The sequence below is a fragment of the Staphylococcus sp. GDH8C109P genome (assembly GCF_017893405.1).
Lineage (GTDB): Bacteria > Bacillota > Bacilli > Staphylococcales > Staphylococcaceae > Staphylococcus > Staphylococcus cohnii.
On record NZ_JAESMX010000027.1, the window covers coordinates 1 to 17,867 of the forward strand.

Annotated in this window: 16 protein-coding genes; 14 read left to right on the top strand and 2 right to left on the bottom strand. The window is 34.4% G+C overall.

Going from position 1 to position 17,867, the window contains the following annotated elements; all coding sequences use genetic code 11:
* Nucleotides 1-165 precede the first annotated feature (165 nt).
* Entirely contained in the window at nt 166-1,542 is a 1,377-nt protein-coding gene (pdxR, locus tag KA867_RS12585) for a MocR-like pyridoxine biosynthesis transcription factor PdxR (RefSeq protein ID WP_210138247.1), read from the bottom strand.
* Nucleotides 1,543-1,639: 97 nt separating this feature from the next.
* On the opposite strand from pdxR, the gene pdxS reads away from it, so the two are divergent.
* Nucleotides 1,640-2,527, top strand: a complete 888-nt coding sequence (gene pdxS, locus KA867_RS12590; RefSeq protein ID WP_210138248.1) for a pyridoxal 5'-phosphate synthase lyase subunit PdxS — start codon at nt 1,640-1,642, stop codon at nt 2,525-2,527.
* A 1-nt stretch (nt 2,528) separates the two neighbouring features.
* Nucleotides 2,529-3,104, top strand: coding sequence for a pyridoxal 5'-phosphate synthase glutaminase subunit PdxT (pdxT, locus tag KA867_RS12595; protein ID WP_210138249.1), 576 nt, complete (start codon nt 2,529-2,531; stop codon nt 3,102-3,104).
* Nucleotides 3,105-3,170: 66 nt separating this feature from the next.
* Here pdxT and KA867_RS12600 read toward each other — a convergent pair whose 3' ends face one another.
* Nucleotides 3,171-4,385 (bottom strand): NupC/NupG family nucleoside CNT transporter, encoded by a 1,215-nt coding sequence (locus KA867_RS12600; protein WP_210138250.1) that lies wholly within the window; start codon nt 4,383-4,385, stop codon nt 3,171-3,173.
* Between the two features lie 156 nt (nt 4,386-4,541).
* On the opposite strand from KA867_RS12600, the gene KA867_RS12605 reads away from it, so the two are divergent.
* The 12 genes from KA867_RS12605 (at nt 4,542) to KA867_RS12660 (ending at nt 17,815) form a co-directional block, all read left to right on the top strand.
* The gene (locus tag KA867_RS12605) at nt 4,542-5,003 is read left to right on the top strand and encodes a CtsR family transcriptional regulator (protein ID WP_019468588.1); all 462 of its coding nucleotides are present in this window, start codon (nt 4,542-4,544) and stop codon (nt 5,001-5,003) included.
* A 24-nt stretch (nt 5,004-5,027) separates the two neighbouring features.
* Nucleotides 5,028-5,579, top strand: coding sequence for a UvrB/UvrC motif-containing protein (locus tag KA867_RS12610; RefSeq protein ID WP_019468587.1), 552 nt, complete (start codon nt 5,028-5,030; stop codon nt 5,577-5,579).
* Nucleotides 5,572-6,582, top strand: a complete 1,011-nt coding sequence (locus KA867_RS12615) for a protein arginine kinase (RefSeq protein WP_210138251.1) — start codon at nt 5,572-5,574, stop codon at nt 6,580-6,582. The genes KA867_RS12610 and KA867_RS12615 overlap by 8 nt, the downstream gene beginning before the upstream one ends.
* A gap of 11 nt (nt 6,583-6,593) precedes the next feature.
* The gene (locus KA867_RS12620) at nt 6,594-9,056 is read left to right on the top strand and encodes an ATP-dependent Clp protease ATP-binding subunit (RefSeq protein WP_210138252.1); all 2,463 of its coding nucleotides are present in this window, start codon (nt 6,594-6,596) and stop codon (nt 9,054-9,056) included.
* Nucleotides 9,057-9,403: 347 nt separating this feature from the next.
* Nucleotides 9,404-10,774 (top strand): DNA repair protein RadA, encoded by a 1,371-nt coding sequence (gene radA / locus KA867_RS12625; protein ID WP_019468584.1) that lies wholly within the window; start codon nt 9,404-9,406, stop codon nt 10,772-10,774.
* 74 nt (nt 10,775-10,848) lie between these two features.
* Nucleotides 10,849-11,907, top strand: coding sequence for a PIN/TRAM domain-containing protein (locus tag KA867_RS12630; RefSeq protein WP_210138253.1), 1,059 nt, complete (start codon nt 10,849-10,851; stop codon nt 11,905-11,907).
* A 438-nt stretch (nt 11,908-12,345) separates the two neighbouring features.
* Nucleotides 12,346-13,800: a glutamate--tRNA ligase gene (gene gltX, locus KA867_RS12635; RefSeq protein ID WP_210138254.1), complete on the top strand. Its 1,455-nt coding sequence runs from the start codon at nt 12,346-12,348 to the stop codon at nt 13,798-13,800.
* Between the two features lie 323 nt (nt 13,801-14,123).
* Entirely contained in the window at nt 14,124-14,765 is a 642-nt protein-coding gene (gene cysE, locus KA867_RS12640) for a serine O-acetyltransferase (protein WP_037539884.1), read from the top strand.
* Entirely contained in the window at nt 14,749-16,149 is a 1,401-nt protein-coding gene (gene cysS, locus KA867_RS12645) for a cysteine--tRNA ligase (RefSeq protein ID WP_210138255.1), read from the top strand. Before cysE ends, cysS begins: the two co-directional genes overlap by 17 nt.
* Nucleotide 16,150: 1 nt before the next feature.
* Nucleotides 16,151-16,537, top strand: coding sequence for a Mini-ribonuclease 3 (locus tag KA867_RS12650; RefSeq protein ID WP_210138324.1), 387 nt, complete (start codon nt 16,151-16,153; stop codon nt 16,535-16,537).
* A gap of 7 nt (nt 16,538-16,544) precedes the next feature.
* Nucleotides 16,545-17,294: a 23S rRNA (guanosine(2251)-2'-O)-methyltransferase RlmB gene (gene rlmB / locus KA867_RS12655; RefSeq protein ID WP_210138256.1), complete on the top strand. Its 750-nt coding sequence runs from the start codon at nt 16,545-16,547 to the stop codon at nt 17,292-17,294.
* Nucleotides 17,291-17,815: an NYN domain-containing protein gene (locus KA867_RS12660; protein WP_019468577.1), complete on the top strand. Its 525-nt coding sequence runs from the start codon at nt 17,291-17,293 to the stop codon at nt 17,813-17,815. The genes rlmB and KA867_RS12660 overlap by 4 nt, the downstream gene beginning before the upstream one ends.
* Nucleotides 17,816-17,867: the final 52 nt, after the last annotated feature.

A 17,867-nucleotide genomic window follows, 5' to 3' on the forward strand; every position in this document is an offset into this window, starting at 1 on the left:
GAGAGGTCTCTTTTTTTATGTCAAAAGAAGCTTAACTTCCAGTTCGAAGTGCTGAAACATGAGTTAATACGCATGCATAAGTACCACTAGCTTAATAAATTGAGTTAGTGGTACTTTATTATTCTGAAATTTTAGTCAGTAGTAAACCTAGCAAAGAAATTCATACTAGACCGTTAATGATTTAATCAGTGCATCTGTATGTGTTTTGAGTTGTGATATCGGGATGCCACCGAAGCCTAGTATGAATTTAACTTTGCTTTGATCACTATCATATTTGTTAAAAGGGATTATTTTTAAATCGTTTGCCTTTGCACGTTCTAAGCATTGCTTCATAGTCAAATGATTTTTGACAGTGAGTGTAAAATGCATACCCGCTAAAGCACCATCTATTGTTAATTGTGATTGATAGGGTGCTAATGCATTTAAAATTGTTGTTAATTTATGACGATAAACATTTCTCATTTTATTGAGATGCCTTTCAAAACTACCTGATTTCATAAAGTGCGAAACTATTTTTTGTGTATGCGCAGGTACTGTATTTCCTTCTTTGTTTTCTAACTTGTCATATTTTGATAGTAAATTATTTGGTAAAACTAAATATGCAATTCGACAGCTTGGAAATAAAGATTTGGAAAAGGTACTTATATATATTACTTTGTCTTTAGTATCAAGGCTTTGTAAAGCAGGAATGGGTTTGCCGAAGTAGCGAAATTCAGAATCATAATCATCTTCAATGATATATCTATCAGGGCTTTGTTGTGCCCAAGTGATAAGTTGAGTTCTTTTTTTTAAACTCATGACATAGCCTGTTGGAAATTGGTGTGATGGCGTGACATATGCGATATTATTATTTGATTTCTCAAAGTAATCTATTTCTATACCTGTACTATTTACTGGTACTTGAAGATAAGCAATTTGCTTTTTATCTAATACCTGCTTAATAGGTGGGTAGCTAGGATTTTCTATTAAAAATCGACCATCATTTAAAATGTCAGTTAAAAGGTTTATAAGCTGTTCTGTTGAAGAGCCAATGATAATTTGTTCAGGTCGACAGTTAACGCCACGACTATTAAATAAGTAATGCGCAATTTCTTGTCTTAATGATATTTCTCCCTTTAAATTAGCATGTTGTAGTAAATTAATTTCTTCATCTTCAAAGGCATCTTTTGCATATTTTCTAAATTGTTTCATAGGAAAATATTCAGCATCAATTTCAGATAAATTAAATGCTAATGAATAGTTTGACTGTACTGCATCGTGATTATTTTTTGAGTGATTATGTACATAGAATTGATCTGGGTTTCTTGTGACAATAGGAAGCGTTTCTATATCTGAAACAAAATAACCCGAACGTGGTTTAGAATATATATATCCTTCATCTAATAGTAGCTGATATGCGTGTTCTATTGTCGTGTTACTTACAGATAAATGTTGTCCTAACACACGTTTAGATGGAAATTTGTCTTCAGACTCATATTGTCCTTCAATGATTTGTTGTTTTAAATTTTCGTATAAATTGATATAAAGATGATTTTTAGACAATAAACTGACCTCCTAAATTATTTCAAAAGTGTACCTTTTTAAATACCAGTTTATCTTTTAAAATGAATTTAATCAACTAAGTAAAGGGGTAAATAAAATGTCTAAATTTACTGGATCAGAAAGAGTTAAAAGAGGAATGGCTGAAATGCAAAAAGGCGGCGTCATCATGGACGTTGTCAATGCTGAACAAGCGAAAATCGCGGAAGAAGCAGGAGCAGTTGCTGTAATGGCATTAGAACGTGTTCCTTCAGATATTAGAGCGGCGGGTGGCGTTGCTAGAATGGCCAATCCTAAAATTGTTGAAGAAGTAATGAATGCTGTTTCTATACCTGTAATGGCAAAAGGACGTATTGGTCATATAACAGAAGCACGTGTACTAGAAGCAATGGGTGTTGACTATATTGATGAATCAGAAGTTTTAACGCCTGCTGATGAAGAGTTTCACTTACGCAAAGATACTTTTACAGTACCATTTGTTTGTGGTTGTCGTAATTTAGGTGAAGCAGCACGTCGTATAGGCGAAGGAGCGGCAATGTTACGTACAAAAGGTGAACCTGGGACTGGTAATATTGTTGAAGCTGTTAGACATATTAGACAAGTTAATAGTGAAGTAAGCCGTATAACAGTAATGAATGATGATGAGATTATGACAGAAGCTAAAAATATAGGTGCACCTTTTGATGTATTAAAATCAATTAAAGAAAATGGCAAGTTACCAGTTGTGAATTTTGCAGCGGGTGGTGTAGCAACACCACAAGATGCTGCTTTGATGATGGAATTAGGTGCAGATGGCGTATTTGTTGGTTCTGGTATTTTTAAATCAGAAGATCCTGAAAAATTTGCAAAAGCAATTGTACAGGCTACGACACATTATCAAGATTATGAATTGATTGGTAGATTAGCTAAAGAGTTAGGAACAGCAATGAAAGGTTTAGACATTAATGATTTATCACTAGAAGAACGTATGCAAGAGCGTGGTTGGTAATATGAAAATAGGTGTTTTAGCTTTACAGGGTGCCGTGAGAGAACATTTGAAGCATATTGAATTAAGTGGCCACGAAGGTATTGCCATTAAACATGTGGAACAATTAGACGAAATTGATGGACTTATACTTCCAGGTGGTGAATCGACAACGTTACGCCGTTTAATGCATTTATATGGGTTTAAAGAAGCATTACAACAATCTGAATTACCTATGTTCGGAACTTGCGCAGGACTTATAGTTATGGCAAAGGATATTGTTGAAGAAGAAGGATATCTTAATAAATTAGATATTACAGTTCAACGAAATTCGTTTGGAAGACAAGTGGATAGTTTTGAAAGTCATTTAAATATTTCTGGTATAGCAGATGATATAGAAGGTGTGTTTATCAGAGCACCACATATTGTAGAAGTACATGGCAATGCTACGATATTGAGCACAGTTAGTGAGAAAATTGTAGCAGTTCAAGAAGGCCGTTATTTAGGTGTATCTTTCCATCCGGAATTAACAGAAGATTATCGCGTAACGCAATATTTCATTGAACATATTGTAGCACCTACGAGAATTGAGCAAGTTTAGTACAACGCAAGAAAAACAGGTCAACTCCAAAATGGATTGACCTGTTTTTTCTTATTTTCAATTTAATTAGATAAAGAAACCTGCGATTGCTGCTGAGATAAATGATACAAGTGTTGCACCAAATAAAAGTTTCAAACCAAAGCGAGCTACCATATCACCTTTTTCATTGTTAAGTGATTTGATTGCACCGGATATAATACCAATAGAACTAAAGTTAGCAAAAGAAACCACAAATACAGAGATTACACCTTTAGCGTGGTCACTGATATTTTTAACTTCATTTAAACTTTGCATGGCCACAAATTCATTAGATAGTAATTTTGTTGCCATAATCGAACCAGCTTGAACAGCATCGTCCCAAGGTACTCCAATTAAAAATGCTAATGGTGCAAAAATAAATCCAATCAAAGTTTGGAAATCCCATGTAATACTTCCACCAGAAATTCCAGTGAAAATTGCACTCACAACACCGTTTAACAAAGCGATAATTGCTATATAACCGATAAGCATCGCACCTACAATTACAGCAACTTTAAACCCATCTAAAATATATTCCCCTAACATTTCGAAGAAGGATTGTTTTTCTGTTTCACTTTCTTCAACAATTAATTTATCTTCTTTTGCATCTACTTTATATGGATTGATAATAGAAGCAATGATAAACCCACCAAATAAGTTTAATACTACAGCTGTAACTACATATCTGGGTTCAATTAATGTGAAATAAGCACCTATAATAGAAGCTGATACTGTAGACATCGCGGAAGCAGTTAATGTATAAAGACGTTGTTTAGGGATAAGTGCTAATTCTTTTTTGAGCGAAATGAAAACTTCTGATTGTCCCAAAATTGCCGCTGCCACCGCATTATATGATTCTAAGCGCCCCATACCGTTTACTTTAGAAATAGCTAAACCTAAATAATTAATAATGAACGGCAATATTTTTGTGTACTGTAAGATACCAATTAATGCTGAAATAAAAACAATTGGTAATAATACATTAAAGAAGAATGGGGGATTTTCAGGATCTACAAATTCAAATCCACCAAATACAAAATTGACACCTTCAGCAGCTTTAGCTAATAAATAATTAAAGCCATCTGAAATGCCACCAATGACCGTAATACCAAATTTTGTTTTTAATAATATAAACGCAAATACAAGTTGTATTACGAGTAATAACCCAATGTATTGCCAGCGAATATTTTTTCTGTCAGAACTAAAGAGGAAAGCTAACCCAATAAACACAGCAATACCAATTAAACCGATAATAATATGCATAATAATTCATCCCTTTAAATTTTTTCTTAATTCCTATAATACAATAAACAAGTGCTTACTTACATCTAAAAACGAAAAATTTTAAAACATATTGGTTGAAAAAGGTCAAAGTTGGTCATATAATATAGTCAAAGAAGGTCAAAAGAGGTGATAATCATGCATAACATGTCCGACATCATAGAACAGTACATTAAAAAATTATTTGAAGACACCAATGAAGACGTTGTTGAAATTCAACGTGCCAATATTGCACAGCGATTTGACTGTGTGCCTTCTCAACTAAACTATGTAATCAAAACACGTTTTACAAATGAACATGGTTATGAAATAGAAAGTAAAAGAGGTGGCGGTGGTTATATTCGAATCACTAAAATTGAAAACAAAGATGAAACAGGTTACATTAATCATTTACTTCAACTCATCGGGCCATCTATTTCACAACAGCAAGCATATTACATCATAGATGGTTTGTTAGATAAAGCTTATATTAGTGAGCGCGAAGCAAAAATGATTTACGCTGTAATTGATAGAGAAACTTTGAAAATGGATGTATTATCAAGAGATATTATACGTGCTAATATAGTGAAACGAATATTACATGTAATAAATTATTATTAAAGAAATTAAGAGAGGTGTTTAGTCGTGCTGTGCGAAAATTGTCATTTAAATGAAGCAGAAGTAAAGTTAGCAGTTAAAGGACAAGACGGTGTACATGAAAAATGGGTTTGTGCTACATGCGCACAAGGCGGTAACCCGTGGACCCAAAACCAACAAATGCAGTCACAAGATGACATTGAAGGGGCGTTTGTTGTAAAACAAATATTACAACATTTAGCAGCGAAACACGGTATTGATTTCGATGAAATTGCATTTAAAGAAGAGAAGAGATGTCCTACTTGTCAAATGACTTTAAAAGATATTGCGCATGTTGGTAAATTTGGCTGTGCAGACTGCTACGCAACTTTTAAAGATGACATTGTCGATATTGTACGACGTGTACAAGGTGGTCAAATCGAACACACTGGAAAAACACCGCGCTCTTCACATAGAAAGTTAGCTTTAAAAAAACAAATAGAAGAGAAAACATCTTATTTAAATCAGTTGATTGAAGAACAAAATTTTGAAGAAGCTGCTGTTGTTAGAGATGAAATTAAAGCATTAAAAGAAGACAGCGAGGTGAAACATGATGAGTAAAAATGATATCAGCACGCACATTAGTGAGTGGATGAGAGACGAAGCAGAAAGTCCAATCGTAATGTCTTCGAGATTGCGTTTAGCCAGAAATTTAGAAAATCATGTACACCCTTTGATGTTTGCGTCAGAACAAGATGGTAATAGAGTGATAAACGAAGTTCAAGATGCGCTTCCTAACATGTTTATACAGAGATTAGACACGATGGATCAGCAGAGCAAATATAAACTTGTAGCGAAACATCTTATTAGTCCTGAGTTAATAAAGAGACCTGCTGCTGCAGTACTTTTAAATGAAGATGAATCTTTAAGCGTTATGGTTAATGAAGAGGATCATATACGAATTCAAGCCATGGGTAATGATTTATCATTACAAACACTATACGAAAGAGCCTCAGCATTGGATGACACACTAGACAGTGAATTAGATGTGAGTTTTGATGAAACACTTGGTTATTTAACTACATGTCCGACAAATATTGGTACTGGTATGAGAGCAAGCGTAATGTTACATTTACCTGGACTTACGATTATGAAGCGGATGAATAGAATCGCTCAAACGATAAATCGTTTTGGATTCACGATAAGAGGTATCTATGGTGAAGGTTCTCAAGTATATGGTCACATTTATCAAATTTCCAATCAACTGACGCTTGGAAAAACAGAAGAAGAAATTATTGAAAGTTTAACTGAAGTAGTACAACAAATTATTAATGAAGAGATGCAAATTCGCGAACGACTAAGCAAGCATAATAAAATTGAAACTTTAGATAGAGTATATCGTTCGTTAGGTATCTTAAAATATAGTAGACTAATATCTATGGAAGAAGCATCATTTAGATTAAGTGAAGTAAAATTAGGGATAGACTTAGACTATATTGATTTAGAAGACTTCAAATTTAATGAGTTGATGGTTGCAATTCAATCGCCATTCTTATTAGATGATGAAGATGATAGAACAGTTAACGAAAAAAGAGCAGATATATTAAGAGAACATATAAATTAGGAGGTCATGCTATGTTATTTGGTAGACTGACAGAACGTGCACAACGTGTATTGGCACACGCTCAAGAAGAAGCAATTCGCTTAAATCATTCAAATATAGGAACAGAACACTTACTTTTAGGTTTAATGAAGGAACCAGAAGGTATTGCAGCAAAAGTGTTGGAATCTTTTGATATTACTGAAGAAAAAGTAGTAACAGAAGTTGAAAAATTAATTGGCCACGGTCAAGAACAAATGGGTGCGTTACATTACACACCTCGTGCTAAAAAAGTTATTGAGTTATCAATGGATGAAGCAAGAAAACTACACCATAACTTCGTCGGCACAGAGCATATATTACTTGGCTTAATTAGAGAAAATGAAGGTGTGGCTGCACGTGTTTTTGCTAATTTAGACTTAAACATTACTAAAGCACGCGCTCAAGTAGTGAAAGCTTTAGGAAGTCCTGAAATGAGTAATAAAAATGCGCAGGCAAATAAATCTAATAATACGCCAACATTAGATAGTCTTGCACGTGATTTAACAGTAATTGCTAATGACGGCACACTAGATCCTGTCATTGGTAGAGATAAAGAAATTACGCGTGTAATCGAGGTATTAAGCAGACGTACTAAGAACAACCCAGTATTAATTGGGGAACCGGGTGTAGGTAAAACAGCAATTGCTGAAGGTTTAGCACTTGCAATTGTTAATAATGAAGTACCTGAAACACTTAAAGGTAAACGTGTGATGTCATTAGATATGGGAACAGTCGTTGCTGGTACGAAATATCGTGGTGAATTTGAAGAACGTCTGAAAAAAGTTATGGAAGAAATTCACCAAGCAGGTAACGTCATTCTTTTCATTGATGAGCTACACACATTAGTTGGTGCGGGTGGTGCAGAAGGTGCTATCGATGCATCAAATATCTTAAAACCAGCATTGGCACGTGGTGAACTACAATGTATCGGTGCGACTACATTAGATGAATACCGTAAAAACATTGAAAAAGATGCAGCGTTAGAACGTCGTTTCCAACCTGTTCAAGTAGATGAACCAACTGTTGAAGATACAATTGAAATCTTAAAAGGTTTACGTGATCGCTATGAAGCACATCATCGCATTAACATCTCTGATGAAGCTTTAGAATCAGCAGCGAAATTAAGTCATCGCTATGTGTCTGATCGTTTCTTACCAGATAAAGCTATCGACTTAATTGATGAAGCAAGTTCAAAAGTAAGACTAAAAAGTCATACTACACCACCAAACTTAAAAGAGTTGGAACAAGAAATTGAACAAGTGAAAAATGAAAAAGATGCAGCAGTACACGCACAAGAATTTGAAAATGCAGCTAATTTACGTGATAAACAAACTAAATTAGAAAAACAATACGAAGAAGCAAACAATAATTGGAAAAATAGCCAAAACGGTGCGAACACATCCTTATCTGAAGATGATATTGGTGAAGTGATTGCTGGTTGGACTGGTATTCCGTTAACAAAAATTAATGAAACAGAATCTGATCGCTTGCTTAACTTGGAAGATACCTTGCATAAACGTGTTATTGGTCAAAAAGAAGCAGTGACATCAATCAGTAAAGCAGTGAGACGTGCAAGAGCTGGATTGAAAGATCCTAAGAGACCAATTGGTAGCTTTATATTCTTAGGACCTACAGGTGTCGGTAAAACAGAATTAGCACGTGCATTAGCAGAAACAATGTTTGGTGAAGATGATGCAATGATTCGTGTAGACATGAGTGAGTTCATGGAAAAACATGCTGTCAGCCGTTTAGTAGGAGCACCTCCAGGCTATGTTGGTCATGATGATGGCGGTCAATTAACTGAAAAAGTAAGACGTAAACCATATTCAGTTATATTATTTGATGAAATCGAAAAAGCGCACCCTGATGTATTTAATATCTTGTTACAAGTATTAGATGACGGACATCTAACAGATACAAAAGGTCGTCAAGTAGATTTCCGTAATACTGTGATTATTATGACATCTAACGTTGGTGCTCAAGAATTACAAGATCAACGTTTTGCAGGATTTGGTGGCGCATCTGAAGGACAAGATTATGAATCAATCCGTAAGACAATGATGAAAGAATTGAAAAATGCTTTCCGTCCAGAGTTCTTAAACCGTGTAGATGACATCATTGTATTCCACAAACTTTCTGAAGATGAATTGAAAGAAATTGTGACGATGATGGTAAATAAACTTACAGATCGTTTATCAGAACAAGATATCGATATTATCGTGTCTGATGCAGCTAAAGAACGCATCGCTAAAGAAGGATATGACCCAGAATATGGTGCAAGACCACTGATTCGAGAAATTCAAAAAACAATTGAAGATAACTTGAGTGAGTTAATCTTAGACGGCAACCAAATCGAAGGTAAAAATGTTTATATCGATCATGACGGTAAAGAATATAAATATGATATTAAAGATAGAACAGAAGAGAAAAAAGAAAAAGAAACTTCTGAATCATAAAATTAGATAAATATAGGTAATAGTGCCAAAGCGTTTCTCAAGCATTTATATATAGCTTGAGAAACGCTTTTTTAATTAAGTAAATGTGATACAGTATGATGAAGAAATATGATATTAGCTTGTATCTCGTTTGGCTATCAATAAAGTATATCTTTTTGATGGTGCTATAGACATAATAGTGTTATTTTAAAAAAATAGATTTTTGCAATATATTCATTTATATATTACAATATAAAGCTATTTATTTAGCATATAAAATATCAAAATAAATCATTTGTAAATAAAATTTGTTTTTACATAAACATAGGTATAAAATAGATTTGTTCAATAAAGATGGAGGTGCAGTTTTGGCCAAAAAGAAAGTGGTTTTTGAATGTATGGCATGTGGTTACCAGTCGCCTAAATGGATGGGGAAATGTCCTAACTGTGGTGGATGGAATCAAATGGAAGAAATCATAGAACAGAAAACGACAAGCCCAAAACATGGTGTGCGTAGTCGTGAAAATACTGCCAAAGTACAGAAGTTAAATGATATCAAGCATGAGACAACACCACGTATTAAAACGAATTCAGCAGAATTTAATCGCGTGCTTGGTGGCGGAATTGTAAATGGTTCTCTTGTGTTAATTGGTGGCGATCCAGGTATCGGTAAATCAACACTATTGTTACAAATATGTGCTGCATTATCACAAGATAAAAATGTTTTATATATAACTGGTGAAGAATCATTAAACCAAACAAAATTAAGAGCGGATCGATTAGATGAAGACTCAAGTAATTTAAATGTATTTGCAGAAACAGATTTAGAAGTGATACATGAGACAGTTAAACAGTTGAAGCCTGATTTGCTCGTTGTAGATTCTATACAGACTATTTTTCACCCTGAAATCAGCTCTGCGCCCGGTTCAGTATCTCAGGTGAGGGAGAGTACACAGAGCTTGATGAATATAGCTAAACAACTAAATATTGCCACTTTTATTGTTGGTCATGTAACGAAAGAAGGTCAGATTGCAGGGCCTCGTCTGTTAGAACATATGGTAGATACGGTACTTTATTTTGAAGGTGATGAGCATCATGCTTATCGTATTTTAAGAGCGGTGAAAAACCGTTTTGGCTCTACGAATGAAATGGGTATTTTTGAAATGAAGCAGAGTGGATTGAAAGGTGTTAAAAACCCTTCAGAAATGTTTTTAGAAGAACGTTCTACAAATGTTCCAGGTTCGACTATCGTGTCTACTATGGAAGGTACAAGACCGTTATTAATTGAAGTTCAAGCTTTAGTAACGCCAACAACCTTTAATAACCCTAGACGTATGGCTACAGGAATAGATCACAACCGTTTAAGTTTGTTGATGGCTGTATTAGAAAAAAAAGAGAATTATTTACTGCAACAACAGGATGCTTATATTAAAGTGGCTGGTGGCGTAAGGTTAACAGAACCTGCTGTCGATTTAGGAATCATTGTTGCTACAGCCTCAAGTTTTAAAGATCTAACTGTAGATGGATTAGATTGTTTTATTGGTGAGGTTGGTTTAACTGGAGAAGTGAGACGTGTTTCACGCATTGAACAACGTGTACAAGAAGCGGAAAAACTAGGTTTTAAACGTATTATTATTCCTGAATCTAATATAGGAGGCTGGGAATTTCCTAGCAATATTAAAGTCATTGGTGTGACAAATGTGCACGAGGCATTAAAATATGCCTTAACAAAACATTAATCAACAACATATATTTAAATGATTACATGGCTCATGTAATCAAAATAGCTTTCATGCGAAAGGAGCGTTAGCATTTGAACATGATAAGACTCATTGTAATCTTGTGCTATATTATATTGGGTGCAAGTTTAGGCGTGTATCTTATTCCAGAAATTATTGCAGATGCTGGTTTGAGTCATTTCATGCTACTTACAAATAATTATTTCAATGGGCTATTAGGGATTATACTATTTTTTGTAATCTTTGGATGGTTTATTAAAAAGGTAACTTTAGCAATGAAAGATCTAGAACAAATGATTATGCGTCAAAGTGCGATAGAAATATTGTTTGCTACAATTGGACTCATTATAGGGTTGCTTATTTCCGTAATGATATCATTTATTTTCCAAATTATTGGCAACAATGTGTTAAATCATTTTGTACCAATCATTGTTACAATTATATTGGGATATTTAGGTTTTCAATTTGGTTTACGTAAGCGTGATGAAATGCTTTTGTTTTTGCCAGAAAACATGACGCGTTCTATGGCTATGAACACACGTAATGCGATGCCAAAAGTGATTGATACGAGTGCAATTATAGATGGACGTATTTTAGATGTTTTGGAATGTGGTTTTGTAGATGGAGAAATCCTAATTCCGCAAGGTGTGATTAATGAACTGCAAGTCATTGCAGATGCGAACGATAGCGTGAAGAGAGAAAAAGGGCAAAGAGGTTTAGATATGCTAAATGCATTACATGATGCACAACACCCTACACGTATTATACAACCGACAAAATCACATAGTGATATAGATGCAATGTTAATTAAAATAGCGCTCCATTATAGAGCTCAAATTATTACTACAGATTTTAATTTAAATAAAGTTTGTCATATACAGGGTATTCAAGTACTTAATGTCAATGATTTATCAGAAGCCATTAAGCCAACGGTTCATCAAGGTGATCGACTTAACTTATTGTTAACTAAGATGGGTAAAGAAGCCGGACAAGCAGTGGGTTACTTAGAAGATGGTACTATGGTTGTCGTAGATAATGCTAAAAAACATATTGGTGAGCACGTTGATTTAGAAGTCGTCAGTTTATTACAAACATCTTCTGGACGCATTATTTTCGCGAAAAAAATATATTGATATTGAAGTGAAGGTTTCATTTGAAATGTAGCAACAACAGTTACAGTTTCACATGAAACCTTTTTTAGCGTAAAACACTAAATAGAGAAGATGTAAAAGAATTCTTATATAAGCAATTAAATTTAAGCGCGGTAATATCATAATCAGCTTTAAAGTGCTACAATAGATAGCGAAATTGTATTACTATATTTAGATTATACTGTAGAATTTAAAAACAAAGAAATGTTTGATTTTAATATAGTAATGCTTTAAAAAATGATGAGCTATGATATTATAAGTAAGCGAACAAGCAATATACTTTAAATGCTGAAACCTTATTTTTTAATATGAACTTCATTGGATTCGTGTTGACATAAGCGTTGTTTATTTTATGGGAAAACACAGTTAAGATGAAAAAATAAAATTAAATCGTAAAAATTTTAAACAGGAGTGAACATAATGAGTAATCGTGTAAGAGTTAGATATGCGCCAAGTCCAACAGGCTATTTGCATATTGGTAATGCAAGAACTGCATTATTTAACTATTTATTTGCTAAACATTATGATGGAGATTTTGTAATACGTATAGAAGATACGGATAGCAAACGTAATTTAGAAGACGGAGAATCATCACAATTCGATAACTTAAAATGGTTAGGCATTGATTGGGACGAATCAGTAGATAAGGATAAAGGTTATGGTCCTTATCGTCAGTCAGAACGCGCTGAAATATATAATCCACTTATCCAACAATTATTAGATGAAGATAAAGCATATAAATGTTATATGACAGAAGAAGAGTTAGAAGCAGAACGTGAACAACAAATTGCGCGTGGTGAAATGCCACGTTATGGCGGTAAGCATGCACATTTAACTGAAGAAGAACATCAACAATTTGAAGCAGAAGGACGTAAACCATCGATTCGTTTTCGCGTTCCAAAAGATACAACTTATAAATTCGATGATATGGTTAAAGGTGAAATTTCATTTGACTCAAATAATATGGGAGATTGGGTAATTGTCAAAAAAGACGGTATACCAACATATAACTTTGCTGTAGCTGTTGATGATCATTACATGGAAATTTCAGACGTTATACGTGGTGACGACCATATCTCTAATACACCAAAACAATTAATGATTTATGACACGTTTGGCTGGGAACCACCAAGATTTGCGCATATGTCATTGATTGTAAATGAAGAACGCAAAAAATTAAGTAAACGTGATGGCCAAATACTTCAATTTATTGAACAGTATAGAGACTTAGGCTACTTACCTGAGGCATTATTTAACTTTATTACGTTGTTAGGTTGGTCTCCTGAAGGCGAAGATGAAATCTATTCTAAAGAAGAATTTATCAAAATCTTCGACGAAAAACGTTTATCTAAATCACCTGCATTTTTTGATAAACAAAAATTAGCTTGGATTAACAACCAATATATGAAGCAAAAAGATACTGAAACAGTATTTGAACTTGCTTTTCCACATTTAGTTAAAGCGGAATTATTACCTGAAAACCCTTCTGAAGAAGATAAAGCATGGGGTCGTAAACTGATTGCACTTTATCAGAAAGAAATGAGTTATGCTGGAGAAATTGTTCCGTTATCTGAAATTTTCTTCAGAGATGAACAAACATTAGGTGAAGATGAGCAAGAAGTTGTTGATGGTGAACAAGTTCCTGAACTTATGAACCATTTATATGGCAAATTAGAAGCTTTAGAACCTTTTGAAGCTGCTGAAATTAAAAAAACAATTAAAGAAGTTCAGAAAGAAACAGGCATCAAAGGCAAACAATTGTTTATGCCGATACGTGTAGCTGTAACTGGACAAATGCATGGACCAGAGCTACCAAATACAATTGAAGTTTTAGGTAAAGACAAAGTGTTGAACCGTTTGAAAAAATACCTTTAATGCATAGTGTGAATAAAAAGGCTTAAAGATATAACACTTGAAAAATTACAATTTACCAACTATTATAATATGTGAATTGGCTAAAGGATTAGTATGCAATGGTATGTGTCAAGAGAGTGTGCGGTCGCTGTGAGCACAACACAAACATTGTTGAATGCACCTTTAGTTTGATGAATTAAATAATGTAAATGAGTTAATATAAGTTGTATTGCTACGTGATTGAGGAATCAACTTATTAAAAAAGAGTGGAACCGTGCAAAGCACCTCTAACAATATGATGTTGGAGGTGCTTTTTTAATAAGGAGGTCGCAACCTTGTTTGAAATTTTGAAAAGAATCAAAGATGATGTAAATATGGTGTTTGAGCAAGACCCAGCAGCACGTACGACATTAGAAGTGGTTACATCTTATGCCGGAGTACATGCAGTGTGGAGTCATTTAATTGCACATGCTTTATATAAAAAGAAAAAATATGTGTTAGCAAGATTGATTTCTCAAATTACACGCTTCTTTACAGGGATAGAAATACATCCAGGCGCTCAAATTGGCAAGCGTTTATTTATTGATCACGGTATGGGCGTAGTAATAGGTGAAACATGTAGGATTGGTGATAATGTCACAATTTATCAAGGTGTTACTTTAGGTGGAACTGGTAAAGAAAAAGGAAAGCGTCATCCTGACATTGGAGACAACGTACTAATTGCAGCTGGAGCAAAAGTACTGGGTAATATTAAAATTAATTCAAATGTTAATATTGGTGCGAATTCCGTAGTGTTGAACTCGGTACCTAGCTATTCTACAGTAGTCGGCATACCAGGACATATCGTAAAACAAGACGGAAGAAGAATTGGTAAAACATTTGATCATCGTAATTTACCTGACCCAATTTATGAGCAATTAAAACAATTAGAGAAACAACTTGAGAAAACAAGAAATGGAGAGATTCAAGATGATTACATTATATAATACACTTACGCGTCAAAAAGAAACGTTTAAGTCAATAGAACCAGGTAAGGTTAAGATGTATGTTTGTGGACCAACGGTATATAATTACATTCATATTGGGAACGCAAGACCTGCAATTAACTATGATGTTGTTAGAAGATATCTTGAGTACCAAGGTTATGAAGTGATTTATGTTTCAAACTTTACGGACGTAGATGATAAATTAATAAAACGTTCCAAAGAATTAAATGAACCAGTAAATACAATAGCTAATCGCTATATCGATGCATTTTATGAAGATGTGGGTGCATTAAATGTTAAAAAAGCAACTTCAAATCCAAGAGTCATGAATCATATGGACGATATTATTAAATTTATAAAAGAACTTATAGAAGAAGGCTACGCATATGAAAGTGGTGGCGACGTTTATTTCAGAACACGTAAATTTGAAGATTATGGTAAATTAAGTCATCAGTCGTTGAATGATTTAAAAGTAGGCGCACGTATTGAACAAGGGGAACAAAAAGAAGATGCACTAGATTTTACATTATGGAAACAGGCGAAACCAGATGAAATTAGTTGGGATAGTCCATTTGGCAAAGGTAGACCAGGGTGGCATATTGAGTGTTCAGTGATGGCTTATCACGAGTTAGGTGCAACAATTGATATCCATGCAGGTGGTACAGACTTACAATTTCCACACCATGAAAATGAAATTGCTCAATCAGAAGCACATAACCATGCGCCATTCGCAAACTATTGGATGCACAATGGTTTCATCAATATAGATAATGAAAAAATGAGTAAGTCATTGGGCAACTTTGTCTTAGTGCATGACATTATTAAAGAAATCGACCCAGATGTCTTACGCTTTTTCATGATTAGTGTACATTATAGAAGTCCGATTAACTATAACATGGAGCTTGTTGGGGCAGCTAAAAGTGGATTAGAACGTATTCGTAATAGTTATCAATCCCTTGAAGAGCGAGAAGCAATTGCAACTAATATTGAAGCGCAAGACCAATATATTGATGAAATCAATCAAATATTAGATCAGTTCGAAACAGTCATGAACGATGATTTCAATACTGCTAATGCCATCACAGCTTGGTATGATTTATCAAAACTAGCGAATAAATACGTCTTGGAAAATACGACATCTACCAAAGTGATTGCACGTTTTAAAGAAGTTTATCAAATATTTAGTGATGTTTTAGGTGTTCCTTTAAAAGCATCAAACAATGATGAATTATTAGATGAAGATGTCGAAGCGCTCATTGAAGAACGAAATCATGCGCGAAAAAATAAAGATTTTGCACGTGCAGACGCAATTCGTGACCAGTTAAAAGAACAAAATATTATTTTAGAAGATACGCCACAAGGTGTGAGATTCAAACGTGGGTAACATGAATAATAAGTTATTAAATCCATTAACTTTAGCATATATGGGTGACGCCGTTTTAGATCAATTTGTAAGAGAATACATTATATTGAAGTTAAAAGCGAAACCTAATCGTCTACATCAAGAAGCTAAGCGTTATGTGTCGGCAAAAAGTCAGGCACAATCGCTTGAGTACTTATTAGAAAATAACTGGTTTACAGCTGAAGAATTAGATATCGTGCGTCGAGGTAGAAATGCAAAGAGCTATACTAAGGCCAAAAACACAGATATTCAAACCTATCGAAAAAGTTCAGGTTTAGAAGCAATCCTCGGATTTTTATATCTAGAAAAAAATCAAGAACGACTCAACTCGTTACTTGAATGCATCGTAAAAAATGTAGATGAAAGGTAGTGAGACTTTGGAAGAGATTGTAATCGTAGGTCGTCATGCCGTAAAAGAAGCGATTGTTTCCGGGCATACAATTAATAAGATTTTAATTCAGGATACAGTAAAAAAAGGACAAATCAATGATATTTTAAAAAAGGCAAATAGTAACAAAATCATTGTACAAGCAGTGCCAAAATCAAAATTAGATGGTTTGTCTGATGCACCTCACCAAGGTGTCGCTGCATACATTGCACCATATGAATATGCAGATTTTGATGCGTTTTTAGCACAACAAAAGGAAAACGAAAAACTATCCACTGTTTTAATTTTGGATGGCTTAGAAGATCCCCATAATTTAGGATCGATTTTAAGAACTGCTGACGCTTCAGGTGTGGATGGCATCATTATTCCTAAAAGGCGATCGGTTGCACTCACACAGACAGTTGCAAAAGCATCTACAGGTGCGATTGAACATGTGCCTGTCATGCGTGTTACAAACTTAGCGAATACTATTGAAACATTAAAAGAGCATGGTTACTGGGTAGTTGGTACTGAAGCGGAAAATTCAACAGATTATCGTGAAATGGATGCTGGTATGCCATTAGCAATCGTTATCGGAAGTGAAGGGCAAGGTATGAGCCGACTTACTAAAGATAAATGCGACTTTTATATAAACATTCCGATGGTAGGGCATGTAAATAGTTTAAATGCCTCTGTTGCGGCAAGTTTAATGATGTATGAAGTCTACCGTAAACGTAATCAGATTGGAGAAAAATCATGAAGGATCGTTTCTTGATTATTGACGGTTATAATATGATTGGCCAATCACAAGATTTAAGTCAAATAGCCCAAGAAAATTTGGAAGAAGCACGTGATCAGCTACTAACTGCGATTGCAAATTATAATGCAGTCATAGCTGATGAGGTGGTTTGTGTGTTTGACGCTTACGAACAATCGGGCATGTCGTCAGAATATATGTATCATGGTGTGAAGATTGTCTTTACTAAAGAAAAAGAAACAGCAGACAGTTTTATAGAAAAATATGTGTATGATTTATATGACAAACATACAAGACACATCACAGTGGTAACAAGTGATATGAGTGAACAACATGCCATATTTGGTGCGGGTGCTTATCGTATCTCGTCAAGAGAGATGTGGAGGGATTTGAGAGAAAATGAAGTTTCGGTTTCAAAAAAGCTTGAAGGATTCAATGAGCAGAAACCACGGACGCGTATAGAGCTGTCCAATGAAATTTTGGAAGAATTTGAAAAAATCAGAAGGGGTAACAATCATAAATAAGAAGATTGTCCCCTTGCTTTTTTTACAGAGTACTTTGTATGCTAACTTTAAC

Bases quoted from the DNA above. Each gene is read 5' to 3' on its own strand.
- KA867_RS12600 (WP_210138250.1), bottom strand. From the start codon at position 4,385: ATGCATATTATTATCGGTTTAATTGGTATTGCTGTGTTTATTGGGTTA.
- KA867_RS12650 (WP_210138324.1), top strand. From the start codon at position 16,151: ATGAATAATAAGTTATTAAATCCATTAACTTTAGCATATATGGGTGAC.
- gltX (WP_210138254.1), top strand. From the start codon at position 12,346: ATGAGTAATCGTGTAAGAGTTAGATATGCGCCAAGTCCAACAGGCTAT.
- KA867_RS12605 (WP_019468588.1), top strand. From the start codon at position 4,542: ATGCATAACATGTCCGACATCATAGAACAGTACATTAAAAAATTATTT.
- pdxT (WP_210138249.1), top strand. From the start codon at position 2,529: ATGAAAATAGGTGTTTTAGCTTTACAGGGTGCCGTGAGAGAACATTTG.
- KA867_RS12615 (WP_210138251.1), top strand. From the start codon at position 5,572: ATGAGTAAAAATGATATCAGCACGCACATTAGTGAGTGGATGAGAGAC.
- KA867_RS12660 (WP_019468577.1), top strand. From the start codon at position 17,291: ATGAAGGATCGTTTCTTGATTATTGACGGTTATAATATGATTGGCCAA.
- pdxS (WP_210138248.1), top strand. From the start codon at position 1,640: ATGTCTAAATTTACTGGATCAGAAAGAGTTAAAAGAGGAATGGCTGAA.
- cysS (WP_210138255.1), top strand. From the start codon at position 14,749: ATGATTACATTATATAATACACTTACGCGTCAAAAAGAAACGTTTAAG.
- KA867_RS12620 (WP_210138252.1), top strand. From the start codon at position 6,594: ATGTTATTTGGTAGACTGACAGAACGTGCACAACGTGTATTGGCACAC.